Annotated in this window: 23 protein-coding genes and 2 pseudogenes; 20 read left to right on the top strand and 5 right to left on the bottom strand. The window is 59.8% G+C overall.

Going from position 1 to position 22705, the window contains the following annotated elements:
• Positions 1-159 (bottom strand): annotated as a pseudogene (locus tag AC1DWF_RS07190) (IS110 family transposase); the annotation flags it as partial.
• A 135-nt stretch (positions 160-294) separates the two neighbouring features.
• On the opposite strand from AC1DWF_RS07190, the pseudogene AC1DWF_RS07185 reads away from it, so the two are divergent.
• Positions 295-652 (top strand): annotated as a pseudogene (locus tag AC1DWF_RS07185) (transposase); the annotation flags it as partial.
• Positions 653-710: 58 nt separating this feature from the next.
• Here AC1DWF_RS07185 and AC1DWF_RS07180 read toward each other — a convergent pair.
• Complete coding sequence (locus tag AC1DWF_RS07180) at positions 711-1973, bottom strand: alpha/beta hydrolase (RefSeq protein WP_476841553.1); 1263 nt, start codon at positions 1971-1973, stop codon at positions 711-713.
• A gap of 220 nt (positions 1974-2193) precedes the next feature.
• On the opposite strand from AC1DWF_RS07180, the gene AC1DWF_RS07175 reads away from it, so the two are divergent.
• The 7 genes from AC1DWF_RS07175 to AC1DWF_RS07145 all read left to right on the top strand — a co-directional run bounded on the left by AC1DWF_RS07175 (position 2194) and on the right by AC1DWF_RS07145 (position 10371).
• Positions 2194-3198, top strand: coding sequence for a helix-turn-helix domain-containing protein (locus tag AC1DWF_RS07175; protein ID WP_476786812.1), 1005 nt, complete (start codon positions 2194-2196; stop codon positions 3196-3198).
• 1111 nt (positions 3199-4309) lie between these two features.
• Positions 4310-4939, top strand: a complete 630-nt coding sequence (locus AC1DWF_RS07170) for a hypothetical protein (protein ID WP_476783782.1) — start codon at positions 4310-4312, stop codon at positions 4937-4939.
• Between the two features lie 85 nt (positions 4940-5024).
• Positions 5025-5492 carry a DUF2721 domain-containing protein gene (locus AC1DWF_RS07165; protein ID WP_476841552.1) on the top strand — a complete coding sequence of 156 codons (468 nt, stop codon included), beginning with the start codon at positions 5025-5027 and terminating at the stop codon, positions 5490-5492.
• A 216-nt stretch (positions 5493-5708) separates the two neighbouring features.
• Positions 5709-6437, top strand: coding sequence for a cation efflux transmembrane domain-containing protein (locus AC1DWF_RS07160; RefSeq protein WP_476789475.1), 729 nt, complete (start codon positions 5709-5711; stop codon positions 6435-6437).
• Positions 6438-6756: 319 nt separating this feature from the next.
• The gene (locus tag AC1DWF_RS07155) at positions 6757-7065 is read left to right on the top strand and encodes a hypothetical protein (RefSeq protein ID WP_476783778.1); all 309 of its coding nucleotides are present in this window, start codon (positions 6757-6759) and stop codon (positions 7063-7065) included.
• A 498-nt stretch (positions 7066-7563) separates the two neighbouring features.
• Positions 7564-8550: a GlxA family transcriptional regulator gene (locus AC1DWF_RS07150; RefSeq protein WP_476789476.1), complete on the top strand. Its 987-nt coding sequence runs from the start codon at positions 7564-7566 to the stop codon at positions 8548-8550.
• Between the two features lie 66 nt (positions 8551-8616).
• Positions 8617-10371: a putative bifunctional diguanylate cyclase/phosphodiesterase gene (locus AC1DWF_RS07145; protein ID WP_476804526.1), complete on the top strand. Its 1755-nt coding sequence runs from the start codon at positions 8617-8619 to the stop codon at positions 10369-10371.
• Between the two features lie 280 nt (positions 10372-10651).
• Here AC1DWF_RS07145 and AC1DWF_RS07140 read toward each other — a convergent pair whose 3' ends face one another.
• Positions 10652-11380 (bottom strand): SOS response-associated peptidase, encoded by a 729-nt coding sequence (locus AC1DWF_RS07140; protein WP_476783781.1) that lies wholly within the window; start codon positions 11378-11380, stop codon positions 10652-10654.
• A gap of 381 nt (positions 11381-11761) precedes the next feature.
• Between AC1DWF_RS07140 and AC1DWF_RS07135 the strand changes: the two genes are divergently transcribed.
• Positions 11762-12016 (top strand): hypothetical protein, encoded by a 255-nt coding sequence (locus tag AC1DWF_RS07135; protein ID WP_476783775.1) that lies wholly within the window; start codon positions 11762-11764, stop codon positions 12014-12016.
• 163 nt (positions 12017-12179) lie between these two features.
• On the opposite strand, the gene AC1DWF_RS07130 is transcribed toward AC1DWF_RS07135, so the two are convergent.
• Positions 12180-12353 carry a hypothetical protein gene (locus AC1DWF_RS07130; RefSeq protein ID WP_476841551.1) on the bottom strand — a complete coding sequence of 58 codons (174 nt, stop codon included), beginning with the start codon at positions 12351-12353 and terminating at the stop codon, positions 12180-12182.
• A gap of 276 nt (positions 12354-12629) precedes the next feature.
• Positions 12630-12836 (bottom strand): hypothetical protein, encoded by a 207-nt coding sequence (locus AC1DWF_RS07125; RefSeq protein WP_476786462.1) that lies wholly within the window; start codon positions 12834-12836, stop codon positions 12630-12632.
• Between the two features lie 286 nt (positions 12837-13122).
• Here AC1DWF_RS07125 and AC1DWF_RS07120 point away from each other — a divergent pair, with 286 nt between their 5' ends.
• From AC1DWF_RS07120 to AC1DWF_RS07070, 11 genes are all read left to right on the top strand, one after another.
• Positions 13123-14232 (top strand): transporter substrate-binding domain-containing protein, encoded by a 1110-nt coding sequence (locus tag AC1DWF_RS07120; RefSeq protein ID WP_476841550.1) that lies wholly within the window; start codon positions 13123-13125, stop codon positions 14230-14232.
• Positions 14233-14275: 43 nt separating this feature from the next.
• Positions 14276-14947, top strand: coding sequence for an ANTAR domain-containing response regulator (locus AC1DWF_RS07115; protein WP_476786464.1), 672 nt, complete (start codon positions 14276-14278; stop codon positions 14945-14947).
• Positions 14948-15259: 312 nt separating this feature from the next.
• A complete protein-coding gene (locus tag AC1DWF_RS07110) occupies positions 15260-16297 on the top strand; it encodes an alpha/beta fold hydrolase (RefSeq protein ID WP_476785244.1) in 1038 nt (345 codons plus the stop codon).
• Positions 16298-16379: 82 nt separating this feature from the next.
• Positions 16380-17627: an urea ABC transporter substrate-binding protein gene (locus AC1DWF_RS07105; RefSeq protein WP_476789043.1), complete on the top strand. Its 1248-nt coding sequence runs from the start codon at positions 16380-16382 to the stop codon at positions 17625-17627.
• A 78-nt stretch (positions 17628-17705) separates the two neighbouring features.
• On the top strand, positions 17706-18572 hold the full coding sequence (locus AC1DWF_RS07100) for a branched-chain amino acid ABC transporter permease (RefSeq protein ID WP_476785242.1): 867 nt from the start codon (positions 17706-17708) through the stop codon (positions 18570-18572).
• Positions 18569-19600: a branched-chain amino acid ABC transporter permease gene (locus tag AC1DWF_RS07095; protein ID WP_476785241.1), complete on the top strand. Its 1032-nt coding sequence runs from the start codon at positions 18569-18571 to the stop codon at positions 19598-19600. The genes AC1DWF_RS07100 and AC1DWF_RS07095 overlap by 4 nt, the downstream gene beginning before the upstream one ends.
• Positions 19597-20325: an ATP-binding cassette domain-containing protein gene (locus AC1DWF_RS07090; RefSeq protein WP_476785240.1), complete on the top strand. Its 729-nt coding sequence runs from the start codon at positions 19597-19599 to the stop codon at positions 20323-20325. Before AC1DWF_RS07095 ends, AC1DWF_RS07090 begins: the two co-directional genes overlap by 4 nt.
• Positions 20318-21010, top strand: coding sequence for an ABC transporter ATP-binding protein (locus AC1DWF_RS07085; protein ID WP_476785239.1), 693 nt, complete (start codon positions 20318-20320; stop codon positions 21008-21010). Before AC1DWF_RS07090 ends, AC1DWF_RS07085 begins: the two co-directional genes overlap by 8 nt.
• A gap of 63 nt (positions 21011-21073) precedes the next feature.
• On the top strand, positions 21074-21526 hold the full coding sequence (locus tag AC1DWF_RS07080; protein ID WP_476789044.1) for an urease accessory protein UreE: 453 nt from the start codon (positions 21074-21076) through the stop codon (positions 21524-21526).
• Positions 21527-21571: 45 nt separating this feature from the next.
• The gene (gene ureE, locus AC1DWF_RS07075; RefSeq protein WP_476781846.1) at positions 21572-22024 is read left to right on the top strand and encodes an urease accessory protein UreE; all 453 of its coding nucleotides are present in this window, start codon (positions 21572-21574) and stop codon (positions 22022-22024) included.
• On the top strand, positions 22021-22704 hold the full coding sequence (locus AC1DWF_RS07070) for an urease accessory protein UreF (protein WP_476781847.1): 684 nt from the start codon (positions 22021-22023) through the stop codon (positions 22702-22704). The genes ureE and AC1DWF_RS07070 overlap by 4 nt, the downstream gene beginning before the upstream one ends.
• Position 22705 lies beyond the last annotated feature (1 nt).

Below are 22705 nucleotides of genomic sequence, written 5' to 3'. Positions count from 1 at the left end.
GGCCTCGATGCCGATCAGGCAGGGTGGCAACTTGGTGAAGAACGGCAAAACCTGCGATCGCCGTAGTGCCTTGCGCACGACAACGTCTCCAGACGCGTCAACGGCATGAACTTGAAAAACACGCTTGGCCAAATCGAGGCCCACGGTGGTAATCTGCATGGCGGATGGCTCCTTTGCTTGGGTTGCCAGACAGCAAACCCATTTTGGCACTCAGATGCCGGGAGCGGGAGCCATCCACCTCATCCGCTTATGACGCGTGGACGGCTCTCCTCCGCCTTGCGGCTATGACCGACCCGCTATTGTCGCCCCAATGCCTTCATGCTCACCGGCTGCCAAGTCGCTGATTGCACGGCGGGAGGCGAGCTTCTGAAACGTCTGCTAGACACCCGCATCCTGCATGCCGATAAGGGTTATGATTGGGATGCGATCCTCCGCCAGGTTGAGTCCGGCGGCACGATGCCAAACGTCCCACCAAAGGCCAACCGGCGCCGGAAAAACGGCTTTTCTCCGGTGCTCTACCGTGACCGAAATGCCATCGAACGCAAGTTCTGCCGCCTCAAGGACTTCCCCAGGGTCGCAACACGATACGACCGCCTTGCCGTCAACCTTTCTCGCGGCAGTCTGCATCGCGGCGACCGTCAGCTATTGGTTACGAGATGCCGAAACGGGGGCCGGCATCGCGCACTGTCCGTTATCGCTTGAGGCCTACGCTAACGGGGTGCCCCACCACAATGCTCGCTCCTGGCCCGATTGTTCTCTCCGCACTCGTTGGCGGTCTTTCCACCGGACGGCCCGACAAGCATTTCGATATGCTGAGCGTAGTTCTGCCTTGTGTTCTGATCGACGATTGCAGCCGGAGCGGAAACAACCAGACCCGCAGCGGTTCCAACCGTTTGCGCGGCTCCCGCGGTCGCTGTCACAATGTGATCGCCAAGTCCCAGGCGACTGTCGGTCAAGGTTTGGCCGCTCGACAGGCGGGTGCCGATCAGTTGGACGATCTCAGGCGACTCGGCAAACTTGGTGTGGTGCAGATTGTCGCCCGCTTTGATCTTGGTGAGATCGATTACCGAGATATCATTCGCTGCCAGTTCCTCCTTGTAGGGAGATTGCTCCGGATCGATAGAGCCCAACCGGGAGACATTGCCCCAGACACGTTGAGAAACTGCGAGGGCGCGATCATCGCGGGAAACAAAGAGTGTAAAGCGCGGGCGTTGCTTGCCCATATCGGCGATCTGCGAGCCGAAAACGTTGACATCGACATCAGGCGCCGCCAGCATTACATTCTTGAACTTGCTCGGAAGTCCATCGTTGCGGATGGCCATCTGTCGCAAGGATTCAAGCGCAAGCCAGTTGCCCATCGAGTGCGCGAGGATCGAGACCTCCTTCACATCCGGATCGCGCGCCAGATACTGGAACAAGTTTTCCACGGCATTGCGCGTATAGTTCGTGCTTTCGCGATCGTAGCMATAGGCCAAAAGGCTGCCGCGGGACGGCCACGTTGCAAGAACCGGCACACTCCGGGTGCCTGAATCGTGAACAATTTGCGCGAAGCGGAAGACTGCGTCCTCAAATTGATTATTGAACCCGTGGATGAAGACAAGGACGCTACCATCCGGGCTCTTACGTACGTTGGTGTTCAACCACTTTTCAGCCGCCGCGCGGTCCATTTCCTCCGCCTTCAGCGTTGCGAACTCCGTCTTGGGGTTGGGCGGGAGCTTGCGTGGCCAGACGACTTCGCCCGCCTTGCGGGCAACGTCAGGCGGGATCGATACTGTAATGTCCGCAAAGGTTGGACTAAGCGCGCGCTCGCCACTAAACATTTCGCCTCGTTTGGTGGCTCGGGCTCGCGTCGTCGCGATCAACATCTCAACCTGGCTCGCCGACGAGAAGGCTTTGACTGGCTCGAGGACGCCCGTCGGCCGGCTTGCACAAGCAGCGAGCAGAGTAACGACTAGGCAAACGGTCAAAGATATGTACGACCTTGCACTCGCGCCATTGTTGGCGTTCAGGGGTGGGTAGCGCGTCAACTATTCACTCCTGTTTCGACAGAACTGAACTTCAGCGAGCCGCTGGAACAGTACCGTTCGGGTCTTTGCTTGCGCAACGCTTATATTTTACTGCACTAATCAGTATTAGGAATTCCAAACCACTCATTTTGCGCCACAACTGCATCATTTCTGGAGCGTCGCATACATGGCTGAGATCCCTGTCATCTCTAACACCATACTGCATGGCATGCCGGCTTTCATACGCCGTGAAATGGGGCAAAAGGCGCTGTTGCAGGCCAATCGCGCCATCGGCTTCGATCTCGAACTGACCGGGGGAGAGAACTGCTTCATCCCGCACGCGGCGGTGATCGGCTTCGTCGAAGCGGCCGCACGTGCCGCCGGCGAGGCCAACTTCGGCATTCTGATCACTCCGATGATGAATGCTGCCAACTACGGCAGCTTCGGACGCTACGTGTTTGGCGCCGACACCTTGGGGCAAGCCATCGAGCGCGCCATCTTTGGTCTTTGTTACCATAGTACGGTTGATAGGATGTCAGTCGCAACCGTCGGCGACGAGGTACGATACAGCTATGTTTTCGCTTTGGCCGGCCGGCCCGGATACGCCAACACCGCTTGCGCGGCGGCGGGCGTTCTGCTTAGCCTCTTCAGGGCCTATTTGCCCCCAAACTGGCGACCGCTGCGCATCGAGCTTGATACCGATAGGCCAAGCCAGACGGGACTCTTCGATGACGTTTTCCAGTGCCCGGTCCTTTTCGACGCACCCGCGGTGACGGTTGTTACGGAACGCCACCATCTGTCCGCTATGCCGAGGCGCGCTTTGTGGCCGATCGTCACCATAGAGGATTTGGCGCGAGACCGACGAGGCGGTGCTCCACGGGATCTGCTAGACGTTATCATGGAGCACGTCCGCGCGCAGGTTCTCACTGGCCGCGTGTCGATCGACAGTGTCGCGCAATCGATCGACACCAGCGTCAGAACCCTCCAACGTGAACTCAATCGGGCGGGCACCGATTTTCGCAACCTGGCGAGCGCGGTAAGGATTCGGCGAGCTACTGAACTCCTCCGGCACACGAATGGCTCGATCACTCGCGTGTCGGCGGAATTAGGATATTCGTCCCCAGCCAATTTTGCCCGAGCTTTCCGAAAGGCAACAGGCAACGGGCCGCGGGAGTTTCGCTCGAATATATAGCGTTGACGGTACGCCCGCCTACCGTTCGGCAAAGCGAACATCAATTAGCAACGAACCGCGAGCACAACGCCAGTAACAGCACCTGTGCAGCCCCGAGATGAGGCGAAAATCTGCGAGCGCCACCGCACCATCAGGGATTGGTTCCCGCCGCCCACGTAATTTACACACTCACGCTCGCGTCAAGCGCGTTCTGAGCTTACCCGGCACGGTGATGGATCTTGAACCTAACCGGAGTAATTCGTGGACAACCCCCAGCGGTCCAACAAGACGAGACGGGGAAATAAGAACAGTCGCCGTTCATGTCCCCGTTTGTCCTTCGTCGGGACACCCTCGCCATAGCAGCTAGTTGGCGAGGCGGCGACCCCATCGTGCTTAGCCTCGCAGGAACCGACACTGCCCTGAAGGCCCTGCGAGCGTGCCAGCAAAAACAGTAGATGCCACGCTTCGCGGTAGCATGACCGAGTATGAGTGCACTTGGTAGCCAAGGAATCACCGTCCGGCTTTGGGCGGGTAATTCTGTAATGACTGGCATCCCGTTACGTAGCGTTGAGCCGTCGAAACTGGCGCCAACATTCACATCAATGACATGCAAAAATCCGGCTTGTCATCCGGTTCAGACGGTTCCCGTGCGGACGTCGGTTTTGAGGCTGGGAGGGGAGTGGGTTCAGCCAAGGGCGAGCGAACCTGCGCTTGGAACCGAAGCGGCATTCTCCCGAGGGTTCCAAACTATCCCGCAATGCGCTCGCAGCGCCGATGGCGCCCCCCCTTCGTAGCCGAGGCAAATTTGACGACGTGGAACGCTCATTCTCCACGTAACGTACTGTAAATTACATCCTCAGACCGCGGCCGGCACAGCAAAGTGTCAATGGTGTTTCTTTGCTGGAGCTCACCCAGGCTTCATTGAGGAGGCGGTCGAACGAGGATGATTATGGAGGCTCGACGCGATCCGCCGGCTGAAACAGACGTTAGTTCGCTTTTTGCAGGCGTCCAGAAGTGTAGCACGACCAGTTCACGAGTTCGCCTGTCGATCACCCTGTGAAGTTTCGCATCAGAAAAGCGGAAAGTGATGCTCAAATTGAAGGAGAGTATACCAGTGGCGTTCAGGTCCATCATGTTAGCTGTGACAGCGGTCGCCGGAATTTCGCTATGTGGTAGCGCGCTCGCGGAGGACGCGATCTCGGCGCCCGCAACGAAATCGATCGGCGCAGCGAAACCCAAGATCGAGCCCGCCCTGATCGTGCTCAACTCCAGGGGTGCGAGTCTTACCGGCGGTAAGCTTGTTCTCTCCGGCGTGTCGCCAAACTCCATCATGTTCGCTGATCGTCCGGTGCGCGCCGCCGGTCATGTGCTCACTTCACACGTGATCGAAGAATGGGCAGAGGGCAGCGACAGCTTTGCAAAGGACCCGCCCAACGCGACGGTTTCGGTTCTTGGAAAGGACGGTAGCTCCGTCCTCGATGCGGTGGTAACTCTGAAAGCTCCAAAGCTGGAAGGCGAAACGCTGACCTTCGACGTCGACATTTTGGAGGGGAGCATCGATGGCGCAGATGGACCTGCGTCGACGTTCATAGACATCATCGGTATGCCCTTCACGCCACTTTCTTTCGCCGGAGCGGCACGAAGGACCGCCTATCGCGGAGCGTGGTATGCCGGAGCAGCTGCGGCGGCAGCACCCTATTACTACCCACATCCTTATGTGCGGCCGGCGTGCGGTTTCTACCCATATCCGCCGTGCTACTGAGAAATTCCGCGGTTTGGGGGGATGGCGTTGTCTCAAAGGGGGCGGAAAAGGGTAGGTCCTTTTGGTGTGGATTTAGTGGTTCGCAATGCTGAATGACCTATTCAATGCTACATCTCCCGATCAGATTTCCCAGGTGATCTCACACTCGATCGCTCCGTCCTTCCTGCTTGGCGTGGTCGCGAGTTTCGTCTCGATGTTGTTTACCCGGTTAACCAACATTCTCGGTAGGATCCGCGATCTCAACGAGCTACCCGCCGAGGCTCATCCGAAGAGCCACCTCAAGGATGACCTACCTCGGCTTCGATGCCGCGCGCGGTTGGTCAACAGGGCGATGCTCTACGTTGTCGCGAGCGGTGTCGTCGCCACGGTTCTAGTGATCTTTTCCTTTGCCAGTGCCTTCTTCGGGCGACAGCACGTTTTCGGGGCGGGCCTGCTGTTCACGATCTCCCTTGTCCTGCTTGGGGTCGCGCTCCTCACACTTGCACGTGAAGTCAGAATTGCCCTCAACGATTATGACCATCATGCTGTCAACGGAGGGTCGGKGATGCAGTGACGACGTTACTGGATCGTATCAGCTGACGGATGAGCCGATTGTGATGTGCTTTTGGCTGTTTCGTGTGCGATCCTCTGCCACACTCGCATTTTTGTATCCAATGTTAGCGCTTTGCATGGAGCAGTCGGGGGCGGCGCGTTCCCAAAATGCGCTGTAGCCGCCCGCAGGCTGAAATCGCTACCGAACTGTGACCGTGGTGACCCATTCCTATTTTACATGGGTGGTGAATCGGCGCGCTATCTGTTTGATTTGCATTCTCTGGTGAATAAAGCGCGAGCTGCCGAAATTGCCTCGGTTTCGCACAGATCGCCATCGTGGGTGATCGTTGAATGCAAAGGGCGTAGCGTGGGAACAACAAAGGCCGATGCTAAGCTGCGTCGGGTCGTAGCCATCGTCGGGCTTCTCAACCTTGGATATTTCGGAGTCGAATTTGGCGTCGCTCTTACTATCGGCTCGGTATCCTTGTTTGCTGACAGCATCGATTTTCTAGAAGATGCCTCGGTCAATTTTCTGATATTCGCCGCTCTTGGCTGGAGCGCAATCGGAAGAGCACGTGTCGGCATGGCGCTTGCAATGATACTGCTCGTTCCGGGTCTCGCCACATTGTGGACTGCATGGGATAAGCTCAACACGCAGATACCCCCCGACCCTGCCTCCCTTACACTTGTGGGCGGTGGCGCGCTTGTCATTAACCTGACCTGCGCTTTCATGTTGGCTCGCTATCGCGGTCATGGCGGTAGCCTGACGCGCGCTGCATTCCTATCGGCACGAAACGATGCGTTCGCCAATGTCGCAATTATTGCGGCGGGGCTAACCACAGCGTTGGTATGGGTGTCCGCCTGGCCAGACCTAATCGTGGGGCTAGGCATTGCCGCGTTGAACGTCGATGCCGCTAGGGAAGTCTGGGAGGCAGCGCGGAACGAACACAAGGTTGCATCAGCATAACAATTGCGACCCGCCAGAAGGCTTAAGAGTGGCGATCCAAGCTGGCGCAACTGAGCGGTACGAAATCACGTTGTTGGGCTACTCAACGCTCACGCCATTCCTTGGAACGTCGCCCCCACCCAACGCTGGCGATTGTTGCCGCTTATGGTGGAATTGATTTGCATCTCGTGCTCTCCGCCCGAGCAACTGTAGCTCGAATGGCAGCTGCCTGTTGGGCACGGCAAGCACCTGATCATTGCTATGCATACCGTTTCACGGCGAAGGATCGCGTCATAGTCGTCGGCGGCGACTGCCGCTACAGCGATAGCCGGTTGAGGCCGTGCAAAGCGCGGACCTGTTCGTCGCCGATGTCGCCTCGAAAGCCAATCTCGTCCATGCCTCCTTGGGCGGCAGCGTGGAGGAGCGCGCCGAGGTCATCTCGCGCCATCACGCGCTGCCACAGGATCTGGTGCGGCTGCAGGAGCGGACGGGCGTCAAGACCATAGTGACTTACCACGAGCAGTCCTTCCTGCGTGGCGAGAGCTATTATCGCGAAGCCTTGCTGGACGAAATCCGGCAAGCCGGGTTGGTCGCCCAATGCCATTCGTCGGTGGACTACGACATCTTCAGACGGCTGCACGCCCCCTGACGAGACCACCTCCTAGTTTACGCAATTATGCCCTTGAACCCACGGTCCAACTACCGCCGGGTGCAGCAACTGTCGCTCATCGCAAATTCGTCTCGAAAACAGACCTTCCTTTTACGGCCCCAAATGAGCTGCGGAAAATCATTTCCCGCGTTGGAAGCAGAGGTGCCAAGGTCTACAGCGTCAATGGGTGGGAACCTGTCCGTCCGCTTTCCGCGGACGAGTGGTAAAAACTGACGTCAGGTCAGCCGAAGCAACCGACAGCTTTGCGCTCCACTAAGATGCCGGTCCCGGAAAAGCAATCCTGACAGCGGCCGTTCGGGTCGACGGCTCAAGCGAAAATGAAGGCCTCCAGACGGTGTCTTCCGCCGGTTCCAACCCGATTCCTTTGACTTTGACGGCCTGCCGGCACTGTGAGACCGTCGCCGGAATGGACCGGCGTCGGCGCGTAAATCTTCGTCGAAAGCTTCGAGTCTTTTTGGACCGTGAAGAGATATCCTCATGCGGATCGCCATCTTCGTGCCTGCAGACGTACATTCTCTGGAACTTGCCGGGCTAATGGACGTGTTCGCCGAAGCGAACGCCCGTGCAGGCAAGAACTTCTATGATGTTGCCGTCGTCGCGGAAGATGATCGCACGATCCGCTGTGCGTCAGGCCTGAGAGTGTTGTCCGACTGCGCCTTCGACACGTACCCGAGTGCCCCCGACACCTTGCTCGTGGCCGGGAGCGTCGGAGTTCCTCACGGCCCGGGCAGGCACGTTATTGACTGGTTGACGAGTATGGCCCCCCAGACGCGGCGCTACGGCTCCGTATGCACAGGGGCATTCGTACTTGGCGAAGCTGGCCTACTCAAAGGCAGGCATGTTACCACGCACTGGCAGTTTGCTTCTTTGCTTGCCGAGCGCTTCCCCGAGGCGCGGGTGGAAGGCGACCGGGTTTTTGTCCGTGATGGCGCGATGATAACGTCGGCTGGGTCCAGCGCGGCGATCGATCTCGGCCTTTCCCTCGTCGAGGAGGACCTCGGCCGAGAAGTGGCGCTCTTCGTGGCCCGCCGGCTGGTCGTGTTCCTGAAGCGACCAGGTGATCAGTCACAATTCAGCGTGCATCTGGCGGCACAGGCGATTGACCGCAGCCGGCTCTATAATGTCCAGCAGTATGTCCTGAACCATCCTGCCGAGAACCTCTCGGTCACCACCTTGGCAAGGATCGCCGCGATGAGCGCGCGCAACTTCACGCGCGTTTTTTCGCAGGAGGTCGGTTTATCGCCATCTCTCTATGTCGAGCTGACCCGCCTAGACGTTGCACGCTTCCTCTTGGAAGGGAGCCGGCTGTCGATCGCATCGATCGCAGAGAGAAGTGGTTTTGGATCGGCGCGAGCCATGCGCCGTGCGTTCCTTGCGCATGTCGGCGTGACGCCGTCCGACTACCGCGATCGCTTCCGGACGTCCGGGAATGGAGCAAGGGCCAGTTTGTCCGATAACGGCTGACGGTTGTCCTGAAACCGCCTCAGCCGTGGGTTGCCTCCCATCAGGTCGCCGTCCATGGCTCGTGTCATGGAAGACTTCAGCAAACTCATGCCGTCGGACTTTACGAAGCGCGGGTCGAGCACCTCCGACGATGGGCTCAGGTCCAACGCGGTCAGGGCAATCCTTCCGACGTTGGTCGAGGAACTGACCGACGGGATCGCTATCGCTCAGCGTTTGGGCGCCAATGCGCCTTTGCTCTACGTAAACAAGTCCTTCGAGTGCCTGACGGGATACGCTCGGAATGAGGTCATCGGAAAAGACTGCCGCTACCTGCAGGGCAATGAACGCGACCAACCGGAGATCGCCCGCATTCGCGCAGCGATCCAGGCGGGGGAGCCTGTGGACGCGACGCTGCGCAACTATCGAAAGGACGGGTCGGCGTTCTGGAACAGTCTCAGTCTCAGACCCGCCTGGGTCGGCGAGGAACTGCTCTACCTCGGCATCCTGCGCGACGTATCGGCGATACGGCAGGCGCATCACGCCCTTGATCGCGTCGCAAACCTGGACGGCACAACGGGTTGTCTGAACCGTCAATCCTTCATCCTGGCTGCCGAAGTACGCTTCGCAAAGCACGCCACGGCGACGCTTCTGATTGTGAAGCTCGATGTGATCGGTTTTCATGACCTCAACACCGGATACGGTTTCGAGATCGGCGATGCCCTCCTTTCTGAAACCGGGCGACGGCTGCGGGAGGTTGGCGCTGCGCTGGTGGCGCGGATGGGTGCGAATGAGTTCGCCCTGGCTTTCGAGCTCCCGGACGAAGCGGGTGCCGGGTCGATCGTGACACTGGTGTCCGCTGCACTTGCCACAGATTTCGTGGTAGCAGGGGCCAATGTCTCACTGCGTTTCGCCATCGGATATGCGATTGGCCAGGCTGGGGGCAGCGCCATTTCCGTGATCCGCAATGCCGGGACCGCCCTGTGGGCGGCCAAGTCTGACCCGCTGGGTGGTCCGCGCCGGTTTCGGAACGCGGACTACGAGGAAGCCCGCCGTCGTGTGCGAATGACACGCGAGTTGAAGGTCGCGGTCGCGAACGACGAGTTCGTGTATCACTTCCAACCCCAGGTCGACCTGCTCACCGGTGAGTGGCTAGGCGCGGAAGCGCTGATCCGCTGGAACCATCCCCTGTTCGGCAGCCAGCTTCCCGGCAGTTTTATCGAGACCGCGGAGCGATCAGGACTGCTGCTTGATCTCACCGAACGAAGCCTGACTACCGTCGCGACGTTCGCCCGGTGCGTCAACGCACACCGCGACAAGGCACTTCGCTTTTCGGTCAACGTGTCCGCGGCGGAATTCCTGCAGCGCGACATGGCCGAAATGCTCGACCGTGTCCTGCAACGGACCGGCGCCGAGCCTGCCTGGCTTACCTTGGAGATCACGGAGAGCATGTTCCTCAATGACACTCCCGGCGTGATGGACGCATTCGAGCGGCTGCGGCAGATCGGCGTCGGACTCTCGGTAGACGATTTCGGCACGGGCTATTCGAACCTGCGCTCGCTCGAAACGTTTCCGGTCACCGAGATCAAGATAGATCGCACCTTTGTCAATGAACTCGCGACGAGCCCCTCCAAGATGGTAATTGTCCGGGCTATCATCGACCTGGGACGCGCCTTTGGCCTGACGGTGGTCGCGGAGGGCGTGGAGACCGACGTCCAGCGAGCAATGCTTTGCGAACTGGGATGTCCCGTTGGCCAAGGCTATCTATTCGGAATCCCAACCGATGCTGAAGGCTTCGCCGCCAGCTTGGAACGGATGGGGAGCGGAGGAACGGACGTCGCCTAACGGCAGTTGAAGTTGATCCTTAGTTGAAGTGGACCGATGGCTTCCATCCCGGGTCCGGGCACAGTTTGCCTAGCCGATTTGGGGGCACGAACCGTTGTTGAACTCCCGCCGTTCAACGGCAGCTAACTGAACGTTGCCGCCCGAAAGCCGACGGTCTCTGCAAGCGCCCACTCACGCCGATATTCGATCGCTGCACCTATGGCAGGTTATGGACCGACGTTCGAGCCTTGCTCTGACGTCCTCACGGGATCGGTGGTCTGAGAAAGCTGCCTTGGGGCGGCTACGGCAAGGGCTTTTCGGGTGCCGGCTGTTCCGGGTCTGGCTCGGCCAGGTCGAGAATATCAGGCGTGTTGTTCCTTGGGCTGCCGACCTTGCGGCCGATCGGCCACATCTTCATCAGTTCAGAGGGAAACGGCTTCATCAGGTCGCGCGGGTCCGGATCGTCGAGGTCGAGCCAGCGCATGTAATCCCCGGGTGCCAGCACGACCGGCATGCGGTCGTGGATGGTCGCCATCATCTCGTTGGGCTCGCAGGTGACGACGGCGAAGGTGCAGAAATCCTCGCCATTGGCGTTGCGCCAGCTCTCCCAGATCGCCGCAAGCGCAAAGGGCGCGTCGTTCGCCATGGCGATGGCGTAGGGCTGCTTGTTCTTGCCGGTACCAAAAATGTCCTTCCACTCGAAATAGCCATCGACCGGCATCAGGGCGCGGCGCTGCTGGTAGGCGAATTTGAACAGGCCGTTGGTGGCGATCGTCTCCGACCGCGCGTTGATCGGCGGCCGCTGGCCGGTGGAGCTTGGCCCGCGCCTGCCGATAAAGCCCCAGATGGCCCGCACGAAAGCCGGGCCTTTCAGGTCACGGTCCATGACGATGATCGGATAGTCGAGGCTGGGCGCGCCATTCCAGCGCGGGAACGTGTTGCCAAGCTGCTCGGCCTCGCCCTTCTGGGCGAAGGCGAAGCTGCGCACGATGCCGTCGATTGAGGTCTTTACGAACACTCTTCCGCACATGGCGGACAAGATAGCGATGCGAGGGTGCGGAATCTAGCTTTCCGAGAACTCAGGGCCGAAACGGAATATGCGACTGGATTATCTTGGTGTCGCTGTATCCAGTGGAGGCGAGGAACGCACCAAGTGAACGTGAATTTCGGTCGAAGGGCACCCCTGGCCCTACGACTACTTGCCTCAACGGCAGCCTAAAGTCCGGATCAATCCGATCTTGAAATTCAAGTGCAACATCCAGGTACGGAAGCATGTCCGGCCCCCTCGAACGGTATGAAATCGGCGCTTCGTACGGCCTCGCAAATTTCTCACGTTCCCCAACCTGACCTCGCTCCACTCTACGATGTCCTCTGCACGGCGGCTTATCCGCGACTGGCAAAGAAACTCGCCATGGCGATCGGCGGACGTTCGATTCCAGACACGATACAGCTGAAGCAGTGGCTCGCGCTCGTCCCGGACACGCGCGGCGCGCAGCGCCTTTTGGTCAAGGACATGACCGAACTGGCAGGGCGCATTGGGGGGCAGGCCGACAAGCTACTGGCGGAATTCGAGGAGGCGGGCATTACACATGAAATCCTGAAAGTCATCCGCGGGGTCATAGAGACGCGCGCRGCGCATTTGTTGCGGATTTCGGAAAAGGCTTGAAGTTCTGCCGGGGCCACATGGCCGTTGTTAATACCGGCCCGGCGGCCGGACAGAATTCCGCTATGTATGCAGCGCCCGGCGCATTCTCCTCATTCCGATTACCCGCGCGCGGAGTGTGCAGGTTTTCGGTTCGCTGGATGCCTTCTTTGAGAATCCAGGGCACTCACCATTCCAACTGGAAGTGGATGCGCGTAGCCGACGYTGGCTTCGCAGTTTCGCTTGCCGCGCTATTGATGTCTTCATCAGTTCGAAGGAGGGGCTCGACCGGATTGTCGGCGATTGCATAAACATGGCCGATCTGCGCGCCAAGGCCGAAGCTGAGCTCGACGCCCGACAAGCACTCTTCGAGGTGGCCGCCAGTGAGATCGGGTACCCCTCAAGGCTGAGCAGGAGGCATTCGCCCAAGTTTGTAATTTGCTTGCGGCGCTATCGACTACGCAGGGGCCTCACTCGCGGGCGTGGCCGGAAAGCTCAATGCTGTCACGTGCGAGGCCGAACCCGGAATGAATTCCATGGCGCTAAATTCGCGTAGCGCATGGATCGGCCGCGAGATGCCACTTAATCAGGGGGCAGAAGTTCGATCTCGGTCGCGCAAACCACTAACGCACGGAAATCATTCTTTTTTCCGCTGATTGGCCAACGTGTCGCGTTGCCAACGGTTCCCAATCTTGACGTTTGGTTTCCAATTCGCGTTCTGTTCTTGTTCCAGCGCAGGCTGACGAACCTCGCTCCAGCGTGACTCCAAATGCTTCATTCCATCGCGCGCCAGAACCCTTGTGCGGACCTCTCGACCGTAGTGCCGGACCATCTCTTCGCTCATGTTGCAGATGGCACCGACCTGCGTTTCGGTGTCACCTCAGTCATACACACGATCGTTGGAGAGCAATTAGCTGCCACGGGCGCGTGTAGTTCAGCAAGGATAGTAGCCCGTTTTCGATTGGTCCCAACGGACTTATATGTTAGGAAAAACTAATTCCTCGTAGGGGTGGCTTTCGGCAGCAGCATCATAAGTTGCGCCGGCCATGGCTGGAAACCGGCCGACGAGGGGCATGGAAGGCGGAGGATAAGATGTTCGCATGTCATCTTGCCACAGGCGGCGGTTGAGCATGGGCTCGACGGGCGAGCCATGGCGCGTCGGCGTCCTCTTCTCGCAATCCGGTGACACCGGGGCGATCGAGGAGACGCAGCTCAAGGGCACCATGCTGGGCATCGCCGAAATCAACGCGGCGGGTGGCATCAATGGCCGCGAGATCGTGCCGATCATCTATGATCCGACATCCAGCACCGAACTCTATTCCCACTACGCGCGGAAGCTTTTGATCGAGGATCGCGTCACCACGATCTTCGGCTGCTACACCTCGACAAGCCGCAAGGCCGTGCTGCCACTGGTGGAACGCGTCAACGCACTGCTCTGGTATCCGACGCGCTATGAGGGCTTCGAATTCTCGCCCAACATCATCTACACCGGGTCGTCGCCCAACCAGAACACCATCGAGCTTATCAACTATCTGCTCGCTACCCATGGCAACCGGTTCTACCTGCTGGGCACCGACTATTGTTACCCCCGCCGAACCAACCGGATCGTGCGCGATCTGGTCCGTGGCCAGGGCGGCACAATTGTCGGTGAGGAGTATTTGAGTTTCGGGGCAAGTCYGAACGATTTCCGTCCGATCATCCGCGAACTTCGCGACAACAAGCCGGATGTCATCTTTTCGACCATCGTTGGCCAAGCGATCTCCCACTTTTACCGGGCCTATGCCGACGCAGGATTTAGCCCGGACAACATGCCCATCGGCAGCTTGAACACCTGCGAGGCGGAACTGCGCCTCATGGGACGAGACGTCGGTGCCGGGCACATCACCGCTGCGACCTATTTCGAGAGCGTGGAGAATGAGGAGAACGACCGCTTCGTTCGCCTCTTCAAGCAGCGTTTTGGCCAAGATGAGTCGACCAACATGTGTGCTGAGGCTGCATATTTTCAGGTTCACCTCTTTGCCCAGGCCGTCGCCGAGACGAACAGCATGGATACCGATACCTTGCGTCCGGCGGTGCTCGGCCGCGAGATGGCAGCCCCTCAGGGGCGGATAGGCATCGACTACAAGAATAGTCATGCCGAGCTTTGGACGCGGATCGGTAAGGCTGACGACCACGGCCGGTTCGACATACTGCGTGAATCGATGGTCGCTCTTAGGCCAGACCCATTTCTCGTGACCTGAGGGTGAGCAATTTGCCGGAGAACTGCGCCAACGAGGATCGGTCATGAGCGGCCCGAACGTTTCAAATGGTTCCCATGGTTCGGCCGCCGATGGCTCGCAGCGTGCCAGCGGTGCCCAGCCGAGGGCGACTCGCGGATCGGGAGGCGTGCAGGCCGAATTGCGCCAGTCGACAGTGCTTCTTGTCCATCCCCGTGACGGTGGAGGCGAGGGTGTCCTGCGCGAGGTCAGGCGGGTTGGTTGCCGTGTGGAGATGGCCTGGCCCGCGCCAGCGCTGCCGCCGATCGGGTTCGACTTCGCGCTCGTGGCAATCGACGCCGAAGTGCTAGCAGCTGCGCCGTGGCTTTCCGGGGCGCCACCGGTGCCCGTCGTGGCGGTCGTGGACGGCGACAGGGGTGTGCCAGTCGACGTGCTCAGGCTTTCCAACGCCCAGGCGGTGCTGGTCAAACCGTGCCAGCCGGCGGCGATACTGTCCAACCTTGCTCTGGCGCGCAACATATTTAGCTACGAGCGGCGGCTGCTCAACAAGGTGGCGAAGCTGGAGGAGACTCTGCACGCCTCACGCCAGATCGAGCAGGCCAAGCTCATCTTGATGACGCAGCGCAAGCTGCGCGCCAACGAGGCGTACGACTATCTGCGACGGCAAGCCATGACCAAGCAGATGTCGGTTGCGGCAATTTCCGCGGCCCTGGTTGACGCCTACGGATTGATGGAATAACGTCTAAGTGTTCGAGAGGCCTTTGGGTCTCCGATGGCTCCAAGCGGGCCGGCTTTCGCAGCAAAAGCGCTGCGCTCCATAGAGGATCAAGATTGACCTCGCGCAAACTCAGGTTTCTGAGTGCGCGGGGTTTTTGCGTTTTTCTACCAACTGCGGATCGCACTGGGGAAAACACGCCAAGAGTTCTGAGGTAGACAGAAACTGACCCTGATGGGTCGGGACGAATATTTATTGCCTGAGCAGAACTATCACCACGGCCAGCCTGAGAAGGGCGGCCGAACCCTGGACTATTGCCAAATGCAGGAGGTAGCTATGGCGCAGTGGAAGCTAGACAAGGAAGTTGACTATGAAGTCTTCGAGCTTGGAGACCTTAAACTCCAGAAAGGGATGACCCTTCCTGACGCCAAGCTGGCATACAAGACGTTTGGCAGGCTGAACGCCGACAAGAGCAATGTCATCGTCCTGCTGACCTACATGGCCTCCACTCACTACGACAACCAGTGGGTCATCCGGGAAGGCGGCGCGCTCGACCCGAGCAAGTATTTCATCGTCATTCCCAACGTCTTCGGCAACGGTCTGTCGTCCTCGCCGAGCAACACGCCGGCGCCCTACAACAAGGCGCGCTTCCCGCATGTCACCTACTACGACAACATCAAGGCGCAGCATCGCCTGCTGACCGAGAAGTTCGGCATTACCAAGATCAAGATGGTCACGGGCTGGTCGATGGCGGCTGCGCAGACGTTCCATTGGGCGGCGCTCTATCCTGACATGGTCGAGGCGATCTGCCCGACTGCCGGCTCGGCGAAGACGGCAAAGCATAACCACGTCATGCTTGAGGGTGTGAAAGCCGCACTGACGGCCGACGACGCGTTCAAGGACGGCTGGTATGACGATCAGCCCTTCAAGGGCCTGCGCGCCATGGGGCGGGTCTATGCGGGCTGGGGCTTCTCGCAGGAATTCTTCCGCAAGGAGGAGTATCTTGAGCTCGGCTACGCTTCCGTCGAGGACTTCATCGTAGGCTATTGGGAACAGTGGTTTAACCTGCGCGACGCCAACAACATGGTCGCGATGATCCGCACCTGGCAGTCCGGCGATATCAGCGACAACGAGCTCTACAACGGCGACTTCCGCAAGGCGCTCGCTGCGATCAAGGCCAAGGCGATCGTCATGCCGGGCGACTGCGACCTCTACTTTCCGCCGGAAGACAGCGCGTTTGAGGTCGAACACATGCCGAATGCCGAGCTTCGCCCATTCCGCTCGAGCCACGGACACTTCGCCGGCGGATCCGGCCTCAGGCAGGCGGATGTGAAGTTCCTTGACGAAGCCTGGCGGGAGTTGCTGGCGAGCTAAGCCGCAACGCCTTTCTTTTCCGAACATGAACTTGGACCGGGCCTATCCGCACGGATAGGCCTCAAGGCAAAGGGGAACGCAAATGATAATAAATTCAAGCGTCAATCGCCGGTCATTCCTGAAGACGACAGCAAATGCTGCTGCAAGCTTGGGCCTGATCGGCGCTGGTGGCCGGGCTTTCGCGCAAGAGGACACGATCAAGATCGCAAGCCTGCTCGATCTTTCAGGCGGTCTCGACGCGGCCGGAAAGCCGATGCAGGACGCTATCACCTTCGCCGTCGAAGAGATCAACCAGGCAGGCGGGCTCTTGGGCAAGCAGATCAGCCTGATCACCTACGACACCCAGACCGACATGCGGCTCTATCCGCAGTATTCCCAACAGGCCGCTTTGAAGGACAAGGTGTCTGCCGTGTTTGGAGGTATCACGTCCGCCTCCCGCGAGGTGATGCGGCCGGTACTTCGGCGGCTCAACACGCTTTACTTCTACAACACCCAATACGAAGGCGGCGTCTGCGACCGCAACATCTTCTGCACGGGCATCACGCCGGCCCAGAAGCAGTCAAAGCATGTGCCCTTTGTGATGAACAAATGGGGCAAGAAGATCTACACGCTGGCTGCAGACTACAATTACGGCCAGATCACCGCCGCATGGACGCGCAAATACTGTACTGAAAACGGTGGTCAGATTGTTGGTGAGGATTTCTTCCCACTCGACGTGACCAACTTCGGATCGACGATCCAGAAGATCCAGGAAGCCAAGCCGGACTTCCTCTACCTCGTCCTTGTCGGCGGCGCCCATCAGTCGTTCTACCGCCAGTGGGCAGCCGCCGGCATGAACAAGCAGATCCCGATGGCGTCGACGACCATGACCATCGGCGGCGAGCAGATGGTGCTCTCGCCAGAGGAAACAAACGGCATCCTGCTGTGCTTCAATTATTTCGAGGCGCTCGACACGCCCGCCAACAAGGCCTTCCTCGATCGCTTCCATAAGCGCTTCGGTGCTGAATATCCCTATGTGACCGAACTGGCGATGGCCACCTACCAATCCGTCTATCTGTGGGCGGAAGGGGTCAAGCGGGCGGGCACCGCCGAACGGATGCCGGTGATCGAAGCGCTTGAGTCCGGCATCAGCCTCGACCTGCCCAGCGGCAAGTTCTCGATCGATCCGCAGACGCATCATTGCGTCATGGACATCAATATCGGCCAGATCCAGGACCGCAAGATCAACATCCTGGAGAGCTTTTCGCAGCAGCAGCCGCTCGACACGTCGGGTGTCTGCGACCTCAAGAAGAACCCCGATGACAACTCGATGTACGTCATCAAGGTTTGAATGACTCAAAAGGTTGCGGGTCGTTCGATCGCGGCAATGCGCGAACGACCTCGCAGCAATCCAAGAGGCTGTGCGGTTATGGACCTGCTCGTTGTACTTTCATTTGAGGCTCTCAAAGCCGTTGCAAGCCTGGCGCTGATCAGCGTCGGACTTGCGATCATCTTCGGCATGATGCGGGTGATTAACCTTGCTCACGGCGAATTCATCATGCTCGGCGGCTATGCGGCGATTGTCGCGACCAAGGCCGGGATTAACATCTGGATCGCCACGCTGTTGGTCAGTCCCCTCGTGGTGGGGGCGATCGGTGTGGTCATCGAACGGACGATCATCCGCTTTCTCTATGGTCGGCCGCGCGACACCATGCTCGCGACCTGGGGGCTGAGTCTGCTCTTGGTCGGCCTGGCTACCACCGTTTTCGGCAACACCACCGAGGGCATATCGGCCCCGGCCGGCTCGCTGCAGATCGGTGATTACCGCATCGCCGCCTATTCGCTGATCATCATCGTCATCGCAATTGTTGTGTTCGCCGCGATCTGGGCTGTCTTCCGCTTTACGCGCTACGGGCTGATCGCACGCAGCACGATGCAGAATGCCGACATGGCCGCCGCACTGGGCGTCAATCCATCGCGCGTCTATGCCGTCACATTCGGCGTTGGCGCCGGGCTTGCCGGTCTGGCCGGCGGCGTCATGGCGCCAATCACCGGCATCGTGCCGACGATTGGTGCTGCCTATGTCGCCAAGGCGTTCATCACCGTCATCGGAGGGGGCCCGGCAATCCTTGCGGGCACGGTGTCGGCCTCGGTGCTGTTCGGGGCGATCGACCAGATCATCACATATCTCACTACCCCGGTTATCGGCGAGGTGGCCCTTTTGGCTGCTGCCGTCGTGATGCTGCGGTTCATGCCGCAAGGCATCACCGGGCGTTTCTTCAGGAGGGCGGCATGACCGCGATTTTGCAAGGAAACGGCGGACTGGTTGCCGCCACAGTGTTGGGGCTGGTATTGCTGGTGGCACTGCCACAGCTCGTCGACCCCATCATGATGATCGAGCTGACGTCCTATGTGATCATGGCGATCCTGGCGCTCAGCCTCGGGCTGATCTGGGGCTATGGCGGTATCCTGTGCTTTGGCCAGTCGGCGTTCTTTGGCATCGGCGCCTATGCCTATGCCATCGCCGTTATCAATTTCGGCGACAGCACCATCCCGCTGCTGCTCTCGATCGTCGTTCCCGGGCTGTTTGCGGCATTGCTCGGCTACTTCCTGTTCTACGCGCGCATCACCGACGTCTATTTCGGCGTCATCACGCTGACGGTGACATTGATCCTCTACAAGGTCATGGGCGCGACTTCAGGTTCCCAATATGTCATCGGTGCGGCCCCCTTGGGTGGCTACAATGGCATTCCGGCGGTTCCACCTTTGAATTTTCCAGGTCGGCCCGAACTGGCACTATCCTTTGACGGCCTGTTCTATTTGTCCGGTTTCACCTTGCTGGCGGTGTATGTCGGCCTTCGGCTGATGCTAAAGAGCCGCTTCGGCCAGGTCGTCGTTGCCATCCGCGAAAACGAACGTCGCGCCGAACTGCTCGGTTACGACGCACGTTTCTACAAGCTGGCGACCTTCGCCATCGGCGGCGCGATCGCTGGCCTGGCAGGTTGCCTGTTCGCCAATTGGGGCATGTTCATCAGTCCCGACGTCTTCGGACTGGCCCAGTCGGCGCAGGTCATCATCTGGGTGATTGTCGGTGGCACCGGTACGCTGCTCGGCCCCATCGTCGGCTGCTTCGCCATCCAGTGGATCGCCACGAAACTTGGCGCCCAGCAGCTTCTCAACGCCAACCTGGTGCTCGGCACGATCCTGATCGGCTTTGTCCTGCTGGTCCCGAAGGGTGTGGTGCCGACAATCAGTGACGCTGTTCGGCGGCTGAAATTCCGTCCCTACGTCGCTCCGCTCGTCGAGCAAAAGAGGGTGCCATGACTTCGCTCGATTGTATCCTTGAGACCCGAGGCCTCGAAAAACGCTTTGGCGGTGTCGTTGCCATCGCAAGCGTCGACTTCAGACTCAAGCAGCGCGAACTGCGCTGCCTGATTGGCCCCAACGGCGCTGGCAAGAGCACCTTCTTCAAGATGCTGACGGCACAGCTCAAGCCGACGACCGGCCAGATATTGTTTGATGGCGTCGACATCACCCGAGCCCAGCCGCATCAGGTCAGCCGGTTGGGCATCGGCATCAAAAACCAGGTGCCCGATGTCTTCAACAACCTGACGGTTGCCGAAAACATCTCCGTTGCGGCCCGTTCGCGCCATGGCAAGGCGCGCGCAGCGGCAAAAGGCAAGGACGTCATGGAGCGGCTGGGCCTGACCGCCCTGACAGGGAGGCTGGTCGGCGAACTGGCCCACGGCCAGCGCCAATGGGTCGAGCTTGCCATGGTGGTGGCGCTTGAGCCCAAGCTCATCTTGCTCGACGAGCCGGCGGCCGGAATGACGGCGGATGAGACCAACAAGACAGCTGAACTCATCCGCGAGGTCAACAAGTCGGCGGCAATCGTCGTGGTCGAGCACGACATGCAGTTCATCAAGCAGATCGCCCAAACCGTGACCGTCTTTCACCAGGGGCGCGTGCTGATCGAAGACACGATGGAAAAGGTTCAGGGTAACGAGCTGGTTCGCGAAGTCTATCTGGGGAAGTCAGAAGATGATTGAGGTCAAGAATCTGCACTCCGGCTACGGCCGGATCCCGATCCTGCACGGCATCAACTTCACGATGAAGCCGGGGGAGGTCGTCGGCATCCTCGGCCACAACGGCATGGGCAAGACCACCCTGTTGCGCACGCTTGTCGGCCAGATCAAGACGACGCAAGGGTGCGTCGAGTTCGATGGCCGCGACATCACCTTTGCCAGCTCGTCCGAGCGCGCCCGTGCCGGTATCGGCTACGTGCCGCAGGGGCGTGACATCTTCCCTCTGCTTTCCGTCATGGAAAACCTGAAGATGGGGGAGATCATGCGTGATGGTGAAAGCGCCATACCTGAGATGCTCGGCCATTTCCCCGTGTTGAAGGATTTGCTCGAGCGGCCAGGCCGAGGGCTGTCAGGCGGACAGCAGCAGATCCTGGCATTGGCTCGCTGCCTCGCCGGGCGACCGAAGCTGGTGCTGCTTGACGAGCCGACGGAAGGCATCCAGCCCTCGATCGTCGATCTTATCGCCGAAAAGCTGGGCGAACTGAAGGTCAGTCTGGGCCTGGGCATCATCCTCGTCGAGCAAGACATCCGCTTCATCCGCCAGTTGGCCGACCGCGTGCTGATCATCCAGAAAGGCGCGTTCGTTGCCGAGATTTCGCCGGATCAGCTCTACGACCGGGAAATCGTCGACGCGCATCTGGGGATCTGACTAGGGCCGCGCGCTGTTCCACGAGATCCAGAAGTTGCCGCCAAATGCTCCAGGGGACTTTGAATGTTGAAGTTGAATTCCATTGTCGGATTGGCGGCTGACCAGCAGTTGAGCGCCCAGCTCCATTTGCTGGATCACGAAGGCCGTGTCGAGTTCATCTTGCTAGACACCGCCGAAATCGCCCGCCGGCGGCTGTCGGCGAGAACCGACCGCGGCACGCTCTGCGCGATCTCCCTGCCGCGCACGCAGCGGCTCGTCGATGGCGCGGTGCTGTTGCTTGAAGACAAGCGCGCCATCGTTGTCCGTGCGGAGCCGGAACGATGGTTGGTCTTCAAGGCCGCCGATGCCGCGGCCGGGATCGAACTCGGATACTGCGCCGGCAATATGCACTGGCCCGTGCGTTTCGAAGGCGATCATCTCTACGTCGTTGGCGAACTTGGATCGGGCCACGTTCTCGACCGGCTCCACCATGTGCTCGACCGGGGCGCCGTGACTTTTCTCGGCGAAGACAAATGACTGCCCCGTCCTGTGAGGAATGCAGGAAGGCAAAGGGAGGTAAAGATGCTGCGAGTTGAAGGCGTAGTGGGCAGCCGGAGCGATCCGGCTTTGCACGAGGCGATCCACCATCTCGAACATCGCCATGCGGTCGAGTTTGTCACCGTTGCGGTTGGCGATCTCGATCGTCGGCGGCTGATGGCGCGGACCGACAAGGGCGAGGAGGTGGCGATCACCTTGCCGCGCGAGCAGAAACTGCACGACGGTGCCGTGCTTGTTCTCGACGATCATCGCGCGGTGATTGTGCGCGCCGGCGAGCAGCGCTGGCTTAGGTTTTCGCCGCGTTCGGCCAGCGATGCGCTGGAACTCGGCTACCACGCGGGCAACCTTCACTGGCGGGTCCGCTTCGCTGGCGACGACCTTCTCGTCGCCCAGGATGGACCTGCTTCGGTTTATGCCGCGCGCATCGCGCCTCTGCTGTCGGGTGGACGGGTCGAGATGACCGAGGAGGCCGAATGACCCTGTCGGCGACAAATCTGCTCGTTGCCTTGCAGCATGCCGATGGCCAGTTTCCGTCGGGCGGCTTTGCCTTTTCGCAAGGGCTCGAGGCGTCGTCGTCGCTCGCTGAGCGGCTGGGTGCGTTCGACTTCGCGGGTTTTGTCGATACCCAGATCCGCCATCGCTGGGCAAGTGCTGACCGTGTCGCGCTGGTGCGGGCACACAGGCTTGCCGGCGATCTCGACGCGCTTGCCGATCTGGACCGTGAGGTCGAGGCCTCCACCTTCGTGGAAGGGCTGCGGTCTGGCTCGCGGCGCAATGGTGCAGCACTTCTGACCACGCATGGGCGCTTGGGAACCAAGGGGGCGACGGCCTATCGCTCAATGGTCCGCAATAGCAGCGCCTGCGGCCATCTCGCCGTCGTGCAGGGCCTTTTATGGCAGGCGCTTGGCCTCGACGAGGTAACGGCTGTTGCGATCGGCGGCTACCAGATGGTCGCGTCCCTGGCGACCGCTGCGGTGCGGCTTGGCGTGATCGGCGCCATCGACGCCCAGGCGGTGATCGCCCAGGCCCTGCTTGGGGTCAAAACCGCCGCGCTCAGGCCGGTCATCGACGATGAGCCACTGTGTTCCTTCACGCCGCTTTGCGAGATCGCGGTCGCCCTGCATGGCGCTTCCGGCCAGCGCCTGTTTTCCAATTGAT

Source organism: Aminobacter sp. P4_D5, assembly GCF_056401815.1.
This window is presented reverse-complemented; position numbering and strand designations above follow the sequence as displayed.

What these genes read in the sequence shown, in the direction of transcription:
- AC1DWF_RS07175 (WP_476786812.1), top strand. Translation starts at nt 2,194, where the DNA reads ATGGCTGAGATCCCTGTCATCTCTAACACCATACTGCATGGCATGCCG.
- AC1DWF_RS07170 (WP_476783782.1), top strand. Translation starts at nt 4,310, where the DNA reads ATGTTAGCTGTGACAGCGGTCGCCGGAATTTCGCTATGTGGTAGCGCG.
- AC1DWF_RS07160 (WP_476789475.1), top strand. Translation starts at nt 5,709, where the DNA reads ATGGGTGGTGAATCGGCGCGCTATCTGTTTGATTTGCATTCTCTGGTG.
- AC1DWF_RS07150 (WP_476789476.1), top strand. Translation starts at nt 7,564, where the DNA reads ATGCGGATCGCCATCTTCGTGCCTGCAGACGTACATTCTCTGGAACTT.
- AC1DWF_RS07145 (WP_476804526.1), top strand. Translation starts at nt 8,617, where the DNA reads ATGGAAGACTTCAGCAAACTCATGCCGTCGGACTTTACGAAGCGCGGG.
- AC1DWF_RS07140 (WP_476783781.1), bottom strand. Translation starts at nt 11,380, where the DNA reads ATGTGCGGAAGAGTGTTCGTAAAGACCTCAATCGACGGCATCGTGCGC.
- AC1DWF_RS07125 (WP_476786462.1), bottom strand. Translation starts at nt 12,836, where the DNA reads ATGAGCGAAGAGATGGTCCGGCACTACGGTCGAGAGGTCCGCACAAGG.
- AC1DWF_RS07115 (WP_476786464.1), top strand. Translation starts at nt 14,276, where the DNA reads ATGAGCGGCCCGAACGTTTCAAATGGTTCCCATGGTTCGGCCGCCGAT.
- AC1DWF_RS07110 (WP_476785244.1), top strand. Translation starts at nt 15,260, where the DNA reads ATGGCGCAGTGGAAGCTAGACAAGGAAGTTGACTATGAAGTCTTCGAG.
- AC1DWF_RS07105 (WP_476789043.1), top strand. Translation starts at nt 16,380, where the DNA reads ATGATAATAAATTCAAGCGTCAATCGCCGGTCATTCCTGAAGACGACA.
- AC1DWF_RS07100 (WP_476785242.1), top strand. Translation starts at nt 17,706, where the DNA reads ATGGACCTGCTCGTTGTACTTTCATTTGAGGCTCTCAAAGCCGTTGCA.
- AC1DWF_RS07095 (WP_476785241.1), top strand. Translation starts at nt 18,569, where the DNA reads ATGACCGCGATTTTGCAAGGAAACGGCGGACTGGTTGCCGCCACAGTG.
- AC1DWF_RS07090 (WP_476785240.1), top strand. Translation starts at nt 19,597, where the DNA reads ATGACTTCGCTCGATTGTATCCTTGAGACCCGAGGCCTCGAAAAACGC.
- AC1DWF_RS07085 (WP_476785239.1), top strand. Translation starts at nt 20,318, where the DNA reads ATGATTGAGGTCAAGAATCTGCACTCCGGCTACGGCCGGATCCCGATC.
- AC1DWF_RS07080 (WP_476789044.1), top strand. Translation starts at nt 21,074, where the DNA reads ATGTTGAAGTTGAATTCCATTGTCGGATTGGCGGCTGACCAGCAGTTG.
- ureE (WP_476781846.1), top strand. Translation starts at nt 21,572, where the DNA reads ATGCTGCGAGTTGAAGGCGTAGTGGGCAGCCGGAGCGATCCGGCTTTG.
- AC1DWF_RS07070 (WP_476781847.1), top strand. Translation starts at nt 22,021, where the DNA reads ATGACCCTGTCGGCGACAAATCTGCTCGTTGCCTTGCAGCATGCCGAT.